11 protein-coding genes are annotated in these 12,741 nt (G+C 70.8%); 2 read left to right on the top strand and 9 right to left on the bottom strand.

The annotated features are described in order from the left end of the window. Positions 1-17: 17 nt before the first annotated feature. The 8 genes from QFZ27_RS31310 to QFZ27_RS31275 form a co-directional block, all read right to left on the bottom strand. A complete protein-coding gene (locus QFZ27_RS31310; protein ID WP_429230374.1) occupies positions 18-830 on the bottom strand; it encodes an ATP-binding cassette domain-containing protein in 813 nt (270 codons plus the stop codon). Then, positions 827-1,549: a siderophore-iron reductase FhuF gene (gene fhuF, locus QFZ27_RS31305; protein WP_429230373.1), complete on the bottom strand. Its 723-nt coding sequence runs from the start codon at positions 1,547-1,549 to the stop codon at positions 827-829. The genes QFZ27_RS31310 and fhuF overlap by 4 nt, the downstream gene beginning before the upstream one ends. Before the next feature lie 33 nt (positions 1,550-1,582). Continuing rightward, positions 1,583-3,592 (bottom strand): Fe(3+)-hydroxamate ABC transporter permease FhuB, encoded by a 2,010-nt coding sequence (gene fhuB / locus QFZ27_RS31300; protein WP_429230372.1) that lies wholly within the window; start codon positions 3,590-3,592, stop codon positions 1,583-1,585. Then, positions 3,585-4,484, bottom strand: a complete 900-nt coding sequence (locus QFZ27_RS31295) for an ABC transporter substrate-binding protein (protein ID WP_429230371.1) — start codon at positions 4,482-4,484, stop codon at positions 3,585-3,587. The genes fhuB and QFZ27_RS31295 overlap by 8 nt, the downstream gene beginning before the upstream one ends. A gap of 7 nt (positions 4,485-4,491) precedes the next feature. Beyond that, on the bottom strand, positions 4,492-6,585 hold the full coding sequence (locus QFZ27_RS31290; RefSeq protein WP_429230370.1) for a TonB-dependent siderophore receptor: 2,094 nt from the start codon (positions 6,583-6,585) through the stop codon (positions 4,492-4,494). Between the two features lie 333 nt (positions 6,586-6,918). Beyond that, a complete protein-coding gene (locus QFZ27_RS31285) occupies positions 6,919-7,452 on the bottom strand; it encodes a DUF4142 domain-containing protein (RefSeq protein ID WP_429230369.1) in 534 nt (177 codons plus the stop codon). A gap of 37 nt (positions 7,453-7,489) precedes the next feature. Further along, complete coding sequence (locus tag QFZ27_RS31280) at positions 7,490-8,227, bottom strand: endonuclease/exonuclease/phosphatase family protein (protein ID WP_429230368.1); 738 nt, start codon at positions 8,225-8,227, stop codon at positions 7,490-7,492. Beyond that, positions 8,224-10,329, bottom strand: a complete 2,106-nt coding sequence (locus QFZ27_RS31275; RefSeq protein WP_429230367.1) for a VTT domain-containing protein — start codon at positions 10,327-10,329, stop codon at positions 8,224-8,226. Before QFZ27_RS31275 ends, QFZ27_RS31280 begins: the two co-directional genes overlap by 4 nt. Before the next feature lie 185 nt (positions 10,330-10,514). On the opposite strand from QFZ27_RS31275, the gene QFZ27_RS31270 reads away from it, so the two are divergent. Then, positions 10,515-11,777 (top strand): arsenic transporter, encoded by a 1,263-nt coding sequence (locus QFZ27_RS31270; protein WP_429230366.1) that lies wholly within the window; start codon positions 10,515-10,517, stop codon positions 11,775-11,777. Here QFZ27_RS31270 and QFZ27_RS31265 read toward each other — a convergent pair whose 3' ends face one another. Further along, the gene (locus QFZ27_RS31265; RefSeq protein ID WP_429230365.1) at positions 11,778-11,978 is read right to left on the bottom strand and encodes a hypothetical protein; all 201 of its coding nucleotides are present in this window, start codon (positions 11,976-11,978) and stop codon (positions 11,778-11,780) included. It abuts the gene before it with no gap. Positions 11,979-12,210: 232 nt separating this feature from the next. Between QFZ27_RS31265 and QFZ27_RS31260 the strand changes: the two genes are divergently transcribed. Beyond that, positions 12,211-12,717: a ferritin-like domain-containing protein gene (locus tag QFZ27_RS31260; protein WP_429230364.1), complete on the top strand. Its 507-nt coding sequence runs from the start codon at positions 12,211-12,213 to the stop codon at positions 12,715-12,717. The last annotated feature ends 24 nt before the right edge of the window (positions 12,718-12,741 follow it).

Genomic DNA, 12,741 nt, shown 5'->3' with positions numbered 1-12,741 from the left:
GGCTCCGGCCCCGCCGGTCAGTGCGGATAGCTGATCGGCGGTCCGCCGGCCGGGTTGGGCAGGACGCCCATCGGAATGCCATAGATCGCTTGCAGCCGCTCCGGCTGCAGGATGGCGTCGGGAGCACCGCGGGCGATCAGCCGGCCGGAATGCAGCGCCACGATGTCGTCGCAGAACCGCGCCGCCATGTTGATGTCATGCAGCACCACGACGACGCCCAGCCCCTTGCTGCGGCTCAGCCGCTGCACCAGCGCCAGCACGTCGACCTGATGGGCGATGTCGAGGGCGGAGATCGGCTCGTCCAGCAGCAGGCAGGCGGCGTCCTGCGCCACCAGCATGGCCAGCCAGGCGCGCTGCCGCTCGCCGCCCGACAGGGTCTCGACCAGCCGGTCGGCGAAGGGGGCGATGTCGGTCAGCACCATCGCCTCCTCGACCTTCTCCCGGTCAACGGAGCCGAAGCGGCCGAGCGCGCCGTGCCAGGGATAGCGCCCGAGCGCCACCAGTTCGCGCACCAGCAGGCCGGAGGCGGGTGGCGTCTGCTGCGGCAGATAGGCGACCCGGCGGGCGAAGGCACGGTCGGCCCAGTCCCGCAGCGGCCGCCCCTCGAAGCGGACCGAACCCGCGCTCGGCGGCTGCTGCCGTGCCAGGATCTTCAGCAAGGTGGACTTGCCGGAGCCGTTATGGCCGATCAGCCCGGTGACCCGGTGTGGCGCCAGCGTGAGGTCCAGCGGCTGCAGCAAGGTGCGGTCGGCCACGGCGAAGGCGGCCTGCGACAGCTCGAACATCGCGGGCGCGGCATCGGTCTCGGCCGCAGGCGCGGCGTGGTTCATGCCGGTCTCGCTTTCACCAGCGGGCAGGTCGAGCACAGCTCGAGGCTGGGGATCAGATAGCGGATGCAGCAGACCCGCCGCAGCCTCTTTTGCTGGCCGTCGCGCTCGACATAGCGCACCGGCTCGAACAGCGGGTTGGCGCGGCGGCCGGGCCAGTCGCGGGTGGCCATCAGGGCGCGGGCCTGGGCCGGGCCTGGGCCGCGCGCCATGCCGGATGCCTCGATCTGCCGCAGCAGGTTCTCGAACAGGTTGCCGACATTGCTCCACAGCACCTTCGCCGAGGCGCCGCTTTGTGCTGAGACCGCCCGGATCAGCGGGTCGATATGGCCGTCGACCAGCATCCCGAACCGCTCGAACCCGTCAACCGGCGTGGTCCAGCCGCCGCCATGCGGCAGCCGGAAGGCCGTGGTCTGCCCGTCGGGCGCAACGATCACCTCGATCTCGTCGAGGTCGGTCGGCAGCTCGTGCTCCAGCAGCAGGCTGGCCGCCACCACCGGGGTCAGCAGCATCCAGAAATGAAATTTCACCCACATCGAGGCCACCGCCCGCGGCTCCGGCTGGTCGTAGCGCTGGGCGAAGCGCTCCAGGATCGGGCCCAGCACGGCGGGGTCGAGCAGATCCGCTCCGCGCACGCCCGGGCGCGGATCATCGGCCAGCACCAGACGGTCGGCGAAATCGGCCAGCGGGCCGATGAAGATCGGGGCCAGGGCGTCGATCATGGGGTGCCTGCCATCACTTGTCGCTCACCCATGTCACGCCGGCCGCCGTCGCTGCATCAGCCAGATGAAATACGTGCCGCCGACGAAGGTCGCAACCAGCCCGGCCGGCACCTGCCAGGGAAAGGCGATGGTCCGGCCCAGCCAGTCGGCCAGCACCATCAGCCCGGCGCCGAGCAGACCCGCCCCCAGGATCTGCTGCGTCGGCCGCCGCAGGCCCAGCATGCGGACCATGTGCGGCGCCATCAGCCCGACGAAGCTCAGCGGGCCGACGGTCAGCGTCGCCCCGGCCGTCAGCACGGCGGCCAGCAGCAGCAGGGCGGCCCGGCTGCGGGCCAGCGACACGCCCAGCGCCCGGCCGGTCGCGGCGCCGAGCGGCAGGATGGTCAGCCAGCGCCCGACCAGCGGCAGGATCAGGGCGGCGGCTAGGGCAAGGCCGCAGGTGATTGCGGCGTCGCGGGCGGAGACGCCATAGGTCGATCCGGACAGCCAGCCCAGCAGCAGCGCGGTGCGCGGATCGCCGCTGAACAGCAGCCCCGCGAGGAAAGCGAAGGCGATGGTGGTCAGCGCCGTGCCGGCCAGCAGCATGTGCTCGGAGGAGTAGGCCGAACGCCGACCGAGGGACAGGACCGCCAGCAGCGCCGCCAGGGCGCCGAGCCCGGCAATCCCGGTCAGGGCCAGCCGGTCCAGCCCGGGCACAATGAGGGCGGCGACGATCAGGGCCAGGGTGGCGCCGGAGGAGACGCCGAGCAGCTCCGGGCTGGCCATGGCGTTGCCGGTCAGGCGCTGCAGCACCACGCCGGCCGTCGCCAGCATGAAGCCGGCGCCCAGAGCGGCGGCGACGCGCGGCGCCCGCCACGGCAGCAGCAGATCGAGCTCGCCGTCCAGGCTCCAGCGCCAGCCCTCCGGGATGCGGCCCAGCGCCAGCGCCGCCCAGACGACAAGGCCGAGCAGCAGCAGGGCGCCGGCGATCCAGGGCCAGGGATGCCGGCGGCGGTGATCAGCGGACACGGCGGGCCGGTCCGGCCGGGCCTCGCCCGCCGCCGGCCGCAGCCGGCGCAGCAGCCACAGCAGCAGCGGCGCCCCGAGAATGGCGGTGACCGCGCCAGTCGGGATCGCACCGCCGGCATCGACGAACTGCACCAACTGGTCGGTTAGCGCCAGCAGCCCGGCCGAGACCGCGGGACCCCAGACCAGCCGGTCGCGAAAGCGGCGGGCGCCGGCGAGGCGGGCGATCGCCGGCCCGGCCAGGCCGATGAAGCCGATCGGCCCGACCAGCGCGGCGACCGAGGCGCTCAACAGCACCGCCACCGCGATCGCGGCGAGGCGCGCCGCCGCCGGCGACAGGCCGAGGCCGCGCGCGCCGTCCTCGTCGAGATCGAGCAGCGTCAGCGGCCGCAGCATCAGCGCGCCGGCCAGCGCGGCCAGGGCCAGGCGCGGCGCGAGGGCCAGCGCCACGTTCCAGTTGTTCTGGTTCAGCGATCCGCCCTGCGACACGAACAGGTCGGTCAGGGCCTGATGGTTGAACAGCACCAGCATCTTGCTGCCGGCGTCGAGATAGAAGGTGACGACCAGCCCGGCCAGGATCACGGCGATCGGGGCCAGCTTGTGACGCCAGCTCAGCAGCAGGATCAGGGCCATCGCCGCGGCGCTGCCGAGCAGGGCCACGGCCTCCTGCCCGACATCGAGCAGCGACGGCGCCGACAGGGTGGCGGCGATCAGCGCCAGCCGGGCGCCGGCGAAGACGCCCAGCGTCCCCGGCTCGGCCAGCGGATTGCGCAGCGCCTGCTGGAACAGCACGCCGGCCAAGCCCAGCGCGGCGCCGCCGAGCAGTCCCACGATCAGGCGCGGCAGCAGGCTGTACTGGGCCAGCATCTGGCGCATGTCGGCCGGGTCGGGCGCGGTCAAGGCCTGCTGCCATTCCGCCGGCGGCAGCAGCGCCCGCAGATGGTGCAGGAACAGGGCCAGGGCCGCGGCGATCAGCAGCGCTGCCAGCAGGGCCGGGCGGCCGGTTGCCGCCGGCCGGGACAAAGCAAGGTCAGCCATTCGCGGTGCCGTGCGCCGGCAGAACCCGGGCGAGCTGCTGGGCGAAGCGCGCGGCCGAGAACAGCCCGCCATTCGGATAGATCACCGGCATCTCGATCACCCGGCCCTGGCGCACTGCCGGCAGCGCGGCCCAGAGCGGGCTGGCGGCGAGCTGCCGCAGGGCGCGCTCGGTTTCGGCGCCGCGGTCGAAATGGATCAGCCTGGCCTCGGAGTTGCCGGCCAGCTGTTCGATGCCGATCGAGACGGTGCCCCAGACATTGGTCCGCCCGGTCCAGGCATTGCGCAGGCCGAGGCGGGACAGGACGTCGCCGATCATGCCGTTGCCGCCGAAGATCGCGGCGTGGCGCCCGTCTTCGTTGAAGCGGACGACATAGACCGGCCGGTCGGTCCAGGGCTCCAGCACCTCCCGGGCTTCGGCCACGACGGCGGCGGCGCGGTCGGACCAGGCCTTGGCTTCGGTGTCCCGCCCGGTCAGCGCCGCCGCCCGGACCAGCAGGTCCCGGGCATGGTCCAGCGCCGGCTTCTGGGTGGAGAAGGTCGGCAGCCAGGCGACCGGGGCGATGCGTTCGAGATTGTTCAGCCCGACCTCGGCCCAGGACGGGGCCAGGATCAGGTCGGGCCGCAGCTGCTGCAGCAGCTCGAGATTTGGCTCCTGCAGCGGCCCGAGATCCGGCACGCCGTCCAGCAGCGCCGGCTCGGCCACCAGCCGCTGATAGAGCGGGATGTTGCCGACCGCGACAGGGGTGACGCCGAGCGTCAGCAGCGTCTCGGTCAGCAGCAGGTCGAGGCAGGCGACCCGGCGCGCGATGGGGTCGGAAACTTGCGCACGCGTCCGGGCCGGGCCCGCCAGGGCCAGGCCGACCCCGCCCAGGAGCGCGCGCCGGTTCAGCATCAGCAGCTCACCAGCGGTAGCCCAGCGAGGCCGAGACCGTGAGGGGCTCGCCATAGCGGCAGCCGCTGATGTCGGCGCAGGTCATGTATTCCTTGTCGAACAGGTTCTTGGCGTTGAGCTGCAGCGTGGTCCCGGTCAGGCGCTCGTCGAACGCACCGAAATCATAGGCAATCATGGCGTCGACCAGCACCCGGCCCGGCACGTCCTTCTCGGTCTCCTCGTTGCCCGGGATGTTGGTCGAGCTCAGATACTGCAGCCCGGCACCGATCGTCAGGCCGGCGAGGCCGAGTTCGTCCAGCTTGTAGTCGGCCCACACAGCGAGGTTGTGATACGGCACCTGGGCGAGGCGCTCGTCCTTGAAGTAGTCGGCCTCGTTCTCGAGGAAGCGGGCGTCGGTGTAAGCATAGGCGGCGACGAGGTTGAGCGCGCCGATGCTGGCCCGGGCCTCCAGCTCGATGCCTTGCGACCGCACCTTGCCGTTCTGGATCGAAAAGGTGTTGTCCTCCGGATCCGTGGTCAGGACGTGGTCCTGGTCGATCCGGAAGATGGCGCCGCTGATCAGGAAGTTCTCGCCGGCCGGCTGGTAGCGCAGGCCGATCTCGTACTGGTCGGCCTTGGTCGGCTCGAACTGCTGCCCGGTCGCGCTGATGCCGGCGTTCAGCGCGGTGGGCTGGAACGACTGGCTGAAGCTGGCATAGGGCGCCAGGCCGTTGTCGAACAGGTACAGCAGCCCGACGCGGCCGGTGAAGGCGGTGTCCTCCCGGCTCTGCTTCCGGTCGAGGTCGAACGCGTCGAGGAAGGCCTGCGAGCGGTAGTTGGTGTTGTACGAGTTCGCCCAGTCGTAGCGGCCGCCGAGCACCAGAATCAGCTTGTCGTAGATCTTCATCTGATCCTGGAAATAGACGCCGACCTGTGAGCCCGAATTCTTGAAACCGGTGTTGTTGTTGTAGTTGACGGTCACGTCCGCGTCATAGACCGGGTCATAGATGTCGGCGAGCGGGCCGACGCTGCCGCCGAAGCGGTTGGTGTCGTAGCTGACGCCATAGGTGTCCACGCCGGCCAGCAAGGTGTGCTGGACCGGCCCGGTCTCGACCTTCGCTTCCAGCGAGGTGTCGGTGGTGAAGCCGGTCGACGTCTCGCGGCGGTTGACCACGGACCGGCTCAGGCTGTCGCCGGTGAGCGTGCCGTAGTTCAGGTAATCCCAGGTCACGTCGGCGTGATAGTAGCGCAGGGAATTGCGCAGGATCAGGCTGTCGTTGAACTCGTGCTCGAGCTGGTAGCCGAGCGTGTAGCTCTCGCTATGGTAGCGGTCGTAGCCCTTCTGGCCGATGAACAGGTCGCGCGGGATCGTGCCGTGGCGCAGATCGTCATAGTCCATCGGCGGGGCGAAGCGGGTGTAGATCTCCTGATAGTCGCTCAGGAAGGTGATCGTGGTCGCATCGGAGGGGCGCAGGGTGAAGGCCGGGGCGATGTACAGCTTGTCGTCGGGGACGTGGTCCACCCAGTTGCCCGAATCGCGCCACAGCCCGGTCAGCCGATAGGACAGCACGCCGTTCTCGTCGATCGGGCCGCCGGTATCGCCCGAGAACTGGGTCCGGCCATAGCTGCCGTATTCGGCGTTCATCTCATGGAACGTCGTGTCGGTCGGCCGCTTGCTGATGGCGTTGACCACGCCGCCCGGGCTGAGCTGGCCGTAGAGCACGGAGGAGGGGCCGCGCAGCACCTCGATGCGCTCCAGACCGTAGGGCTCCTGGTTGCCGTCATAAACGTTGGACTGGAGCCGCAGGCCGTCGCGCAGCATGCCGGACCCGCCGGCGGCGACGTTGAAGCCGCGGATCATGAAGTCGTCGTTCATCCGGCTATAGGCCGGGGACTGGAAGGTGATGCCGGGCGTGTAGGTCAGCGCCTCGGACAGGGTCTCGGCATCCGTCGCCGTGATCTGGTCCTTGGTCACCACCGAGATCGACTGCGGCGTCTCGATCAGCGGCGTGTTGGTCTTGGTGGCGCTGAGGCCGGTGTTGGCCACGAAGCCCTGCACCGGCCCGGTCGGGTCTTCGCCCTGGCCGGTGACGACGATCGGGGGCAGGGCGGCACCATCCACGGCCGGGGCCTGCTGGGCCTGTGGCTGCACCGGAGGCTGAGTTTGCGTCTGCGCCTGCGCGAACGTGCCGACCGATCCGCCGGCCGCGACGAGAATGGTTGTCGTTAGCAACATCCGCACGCGATCGCGCGCGCCGTATCCAGCACCCACCATGCCACCCCATCCTTCTTATTCGGAACCGCGGGCGCCGGCGACCTGCGCCGACCCGTCTTCGAATGCCGGGTGCTCATTATCAAGAATAATAATGACTCGCAATCTCATTTCGTGAAGATTTTCGACGATCTCGACGGATCGGCGGGCCTCGGCGGCATCCGTTCCGAGGCCCGCCGATTATCACGCCTTGGCGAGCCGGTCGAGGATGGTCTGGGCCTGGTCCAGGTGGCGCTTGGTGACCGGCACCAGTTGGGTCGCGATCGCCTTCAGCGCCGGGTTGGCGCCGAAGCTGCTGTAGTCCTGCTGCAGCTTCAACGCCGCGGTGTGGGCCTCCACCTGAGTCCGCATGTACAGCCGGTCGAAATCCTGCTCGGTGGCGCTGGCCAGATCCTGCAGCAACTGGTCGTGCCGGGCGTCGACGCTGGTGGGCAGGGAGAGGTCCTGGCCCTTCGCCGCCTCCGCCAGCTGCTCGCCGGCCTTGGTGTGGTCGTCGAGCATCATCCGGGCGAAGCTGCGGACCTCTTCGGTGGACGCCTTCTGCAGCGCCGCCTGGGCGGCCGAGACCTCGAACAGGTTGCTGATCGCGGTCTGCTCGACATAGCCGGAGGCATCGGTCTGCGCCGGTTGGGCGGCGGCGCTCTGCGCCGATGCGGGCGGGACAATCGCCAGGCAGGTCAGGGCGGCGAGGGCCGCAACCGCCAGGAGGCGTCTCATGGTCGGCTCCGTGCTGGAGGCAGGCGGGCTTGCCTGGTCAACGAGCGGCCCGGATCGCGGGTTCCGACGCCATCGGCACCGGGTTGACGCGGATCTCTGCGATCAGCGGCAGATGGTCCGAGACGTGCCGGCCCTCGGGATCGACCCAGCTGCGGATCAGGGCATCGTGCGGCCGGCAATACACCCGGTCCAGCGTCAGCACGGGGCAGCGGGCCGGGTAGGTGCGTTGCGGCGTCCGGCCCGGCAGCACTTCGGCCAGCGACCGCCGCACGGCGCCGTTCCAGGTCCAGTCGTTGAAGTCGCCGAGCATGACCGAGGTCCGCGCCGCGCTGTCGGCGATCCGCGCCAGCATCGCCGCCTGGCGCCGCCGCTCGGCGAAGGCGAGGCCGAGATGCACCGAGGCGATGTGCAGCGGCCCGCCCGGGGTGGTGACCATCGTCTCGATGGCGCAGCGCGGCTCCCGGCTGGAATGGGTCAGGTCGTGCAGCTGGATGGCGGACAGGGGCCAGCGGCTGATCAGCAGGTGCCCGTAATGCCCGTCCGGCGCGACGATGGTCCGCGCCGCGGCGGTGTGGTTGCCGAGCGCGGCCGCGAGCTGGGCGAAGGGCGAGTGCGGGCCGGTGCCCCGGCCGCGTGAATCCACCTCCTGCAGGGCAATGATGTCGGGCTCATGCCGGCGGACCAGGGCGATCACCCGGTCCAGGTCGTAACGTCCGTCCGGACCGATGCCGGCATGGATGTTCCAGGTCAGCAGGCGAAGCGGCGCATCCGTCACGACCGGGAACGCCGCCTCCGGCTGACCAGCGCCTGCAGCCCGACCGACAGCGCGATCCAGGCGGCGATGACCGCCAGCAGGATGCCGATCTGCGCCGGCGACGGGTCGTTCAGGATCGACAGCAGGCGGTCGCCCAGCGTCGACAGCACCAACAGCCCCGGCGCCAACCCCATGGCCGTGCCCAGGACGAAGTCCAGGATCGGGATCCGTGCTGCGCCCGCCACCAGGTTGACCAGGGTGAAGGGCGCGATCGGGACCAGCCGGATGCTGGCCACGGCGACGATGCCGCGGCGGGCGATGCCGTCCCGGATCCGGTGCAGCCGCGGGCCCATCACGGCGCGCAGGGCCTTCTCGCCGGCCAGCATTCCGACCAGATAGCCGGCGAGAGCGCTGGCCAGCGCGCCGGCGCCGGCATAGGCCAGCCCGGGCCAGGCACCATAGGCGGCGGCGGTGGCGGCGATCAGCACCGTCACCGGGAACATCACCATGCCGCCCAGCACGAAGGCGGCGATGACCAGCGGCAAGGCCCAGCCGGTGCCGGCCAGCCCGTGCAGCGACTGCTGCAGCCGCTCCGGCTGGACCCAGCCGGCAAGGTCGGTGGTGCCCCAGGCCAGCGCCAGCAGCAGGGCGGCGACGACGATCGGGGCGATGCGCAGCAGGCCGCGCCAGCGCGCCTTGACTGAGGCCAGGGCGCGATCGACCAGGCCGGTCGCCGGCAGCGGAGTGTGAGGATCGGCCACCGCTGCGATGGTCCAGCCCCGTTCCTCCGCGGCCGCCCGGCCGTCGTCGATCGGCACCAGGCGGCGCTCTCCGACACCCATCCCGTCGAGGGCGGCGAGCAGCGATCCGGCGGCGCAGATCTGCCGCTCCACCTCTGCCGGCTCGACCCCGCAATGCTCGCCGAGCAGCCGGGCGCGCACCGCCCGGATGGCTTTACGCTCCGCCGCGGTCATGGCTTCGATGGTCAGGTCGCATTCACTGTCGACGCCCATCGACCGGTTGCACAGGTTGGCCGAGCCGACCCGCAGCAGCCGGTCGTCGACGATCATCAGCTTGGAATGGACCATGATGTCGGCGGTCGTACCGTTGTGGCCGGTCTGGGGATGCAGCAGCCGGACGCGGTCGGCGACGCCGGCGGCGCGCAGGATCTCGACGAAGCGGATGCGGCCCGCCGCCATGGCGTGGTGCTCGACCCAGCTGTGATGGATCCGCGGCGCCGTGAGCACTGCCTGCAGCCCAGGCACCTGCCGCATCCGGCGGGCCAGACGTTCGGCGATGCGGGTGCAGGTCAGGAACTGGTTCTCGATGTAGATCGTCTCCTGCGCCGCATCGATCATGTCCTCATACAGGGCCTCGATCTCGCGCACCTCGCCTTCGCCGGGATAGAGCGGGAGAGTGCGCGAGATGCCGACCGCGACATCGCTGAAATCGGCCTCGAGCCCGTCGGGCCAGGGCACGGAACGGGCGGCGATGGCGGGCAATGCCTCGCAGCTGCTGCGCTCCCAGCGCCATCGGGCCAGGTCGCCCAGGGCCCGCGCGGCGGGGCCGTCGACCGCCATCTGCACGTCGTGGAAGGGCGGGTAGGGGACACCGGCGGGGTCGATGCGGCCGGGCTCTTCCGGCCGGTGCTCGGTCGTGTCCCAGCGCCGGATCGTGAGGTCGAGCCCGCCGACGAAGGCGACCGTATCGTCGATCACCACGATCTTCTGGTGGTGCGAGGAGCCGACCGGGATCTCGTCGTCCAGGCACAGCTCGATCTGCGGCGGCGTGCTCCATTGCAGAGTGAGAAGCGGCAGCGGCTCCCGCTCCAGCGTGTAGTAGAGCGAATAGTTCCACAGCAGCAGCTTGACCGACAGCTCCGGCCTTTCGCGGACCAGGGCGCAGAGGAAGTCGCCCAGCGCCTTCGGCAGCCCGTCCGTCGGCTCGCCCTCCGGCCCGACCAGCGGCGTGCGGCTGTCGATATCCCAGCCGATCACCAGGATGCGGTGCTTCGCCTGCCGCATCGCCGATCGCAGCGCCCCGAAATAGGCGGCGGCGTCGACCAGCACGGCGGCGCGATGCGCATGCTCGATCCGCCAGACGTTCCGCCGTGGCCGCAGCACGGACGTCTCAGGCGGGCATTCCTCGTCGACGGCGGCACTTCGAATGACCCTCACGTGCGGGATCCCTCGCTTCATCTCCTGTCACTCAACGCGCGGAGGACGAAAAATGTCACCGCCGACGGCTCTTGCCGCGGAAACGGCGGCCGGCTACGAGATGCGGCTTCCTCGCCTGGAGACGAACCGCCATGAGCCTGCTGACCGACGGTGCCGCCGCCACCTGGGGCATCGCCGCGCTGGCCACGGGCGGGGTGATCCTGCGGCCCTGGCGCCTGCCCGAGGCGATCTGGGCGGCGATCGGCGCCGTGGCGCTGGTCGGGTTCGGCCTGCTGCCCGTCACTGACGCCCTGGCGGCGATCGGCAAGGGCGCCGATGTCTACCTGTTCCTGATCGGCATGATGCTGCTGGCCGAGCTGGCGCGGACCGAGGGGCTGTTCGACTGGGCCGCGGCGATCGCGGCGCGCAAGGCGCGCGGCTCGGCCAGCCGGCTGTTCGGCTTGACCTATGTCGTCGGCATCGTCGTCACGGTGTTCCTGTCGAACGACGCCACCGCCGTGGTGCTGACGCCGGCGGTCTACGCCGTGGCCCGCGCGGCCGGGGCGGCGCCGCTGCCCTACCTGTTCATCTGCGCCTTCATCGCCAACGCCGCCAGCTTCGTGCTGCCGATCTCCAACCCGGCCAATCTGGTGGTGTTCGGCAGCCAGATGCCGCCGCTGCTGACTTGGCTGTCCTGGTTCGCCCTGCCGTCGGCGCTGGCGATCGGCGCCACCTTCGTCGCCCTCCGGCTGACCCAGGCGAAGGCGTTGCGCGCGCCGATCGCGACCGAGGTGACAGTGCCGGCCCTGCCGCCCGGCGGCCACATGGCGGCCTGGGGTCTCGGCGTCACCGCCGTGGTGCTGCTGCTGGCCTCGGCCTTCGGGCTCGATCTCGGCCTGCCGACGGCGCTCGCCGGCCTCCTGACCACCGCGGCGGTGCTGCTGCATCGCCGGGCCGCGCCCTGGGGCCTGCTGCGCCGCATCTCCTGGGAGGTGCTGCCGCTGGTGGCCGGGCTGTTCGTGCTGGTCGAAGGGCTGGACCGCACCGGCGTGGTCCATCTCCTCGCCGCGACGCTGCAGGACGTCGCCGCCCGCTCGGTCGACGGCGCCGCCTGGGGCACCGGTGCGATCGTGGCGGTCGCCACCAACCTGATGAACAACCTGCCGGCCGGGCTGATCGTGCAGTCGACGTTGAGCCAAGCCCCGATGCCGCCACAGATCGCCGGCGCCGCCTTGATCGCCATCGATCTCGGCCCGAACCTGTCGGTCACCGGGTCGCTCGCCACCATCCTCTGGCTCGTCGCCCTGCGCCGCGAGGGGATCGAGGTCGGGGCCCTGCAGTTCCTCCGCCTCGGCCTGGTGGTGATGCCGCCGGCGCTGCTGCTGGCCCTGGCTGGGTTCCTGCTGCCCTGGTGATCAGGCCAGGGGCCACAAGGCGAGGATCAGCGTCACCACGAGCACCAGCACGAACAGGAGAACGACGGAATAAATCGGCCTCAGGCCCTGGGGCGTCCGTGGATCGGGCGTTTCCGGGCCGCGCGCGAGCCCGGTGTCCGGCGGACGCCCGATCGACTCGCGACGGCGGGCGTCCTGGATCTCGTCGGGTGTGGGCGGCATGCCGGCGGCCTCGTCATCGGTGCCGAGCGGGGCCGCCGCCGGGATCTTGCCTCCGGTCAGGCCTCGGCCGTTGTCCTGGCAATGCCTGGAGCCGGCCGCCGGTTCCGGAGAAGGGGCGGCTCTGCATTTTTGACGGGCCGGGCGAACGGCTCCCGGCGCGGCGCTGTTGAGCCTTCAAGACGCATCGGAGCCGGAGAGAGCCGGCCCGGGCGCGGTTCGACAGGAGAGTGCGATGACTGACCCGAGAGAGCATCTGACCCACTGGTTGCGCGACGCCTACGCCATGGAGAGTCAGGCTGTTTCCTTGCTGGAGACGCAGATCAGCCGGCTTGAGACCTATCCCGCGGCCAAGGCGAAGGTGCAGGAGCATCTGCAGCAGACCCGGCGGCAGCGGGAAGATGTGGAGGACTGCCTGGCGAAGCTCGGCGCCGACCCGTCCGACCTCAAGGTCCTGGCGCAGAAGACCATCGCCAATATCCAGGGCCTGTTCCACTCGATGACCGAGGACGAGGTGCTGAAGCACGCGCTCGGCAGCTACTCCTTCGAGCAGTTCGAGGCCGGCAGCTACCGCATGCTGGCGGCGGCCGCCCGCGAGGCTGGCGAGCCCGGGATCGCCGAGACCTGCGAGCGCATCCAGGCCGAGGAGGAGGCGATGGGCGACTGGATCTGGCAGCAGATGCCGGCCCTGACCCAGGAGTATCTCAGCCGCTCCGAGGTCGGGGTCACCGCCAAGCGCTGACCCCGGCCGGCCGGGCGCGGCCGA

Source organism: Inquilinus ginsengisoli (assembly GCF_050434925.1).
In the GTDB taxonomy this organism is placed as follows: domain Bacteria; phylum Pseudomonadota; class Alphaproteobacteria; order DSM-16000; family Inquilinaceae; genus Inquilinus; species Inquilinus ginsengisoli_B.
This window is presented reverse-complemented; position numbering and strand designations above follow the sequence as displayed.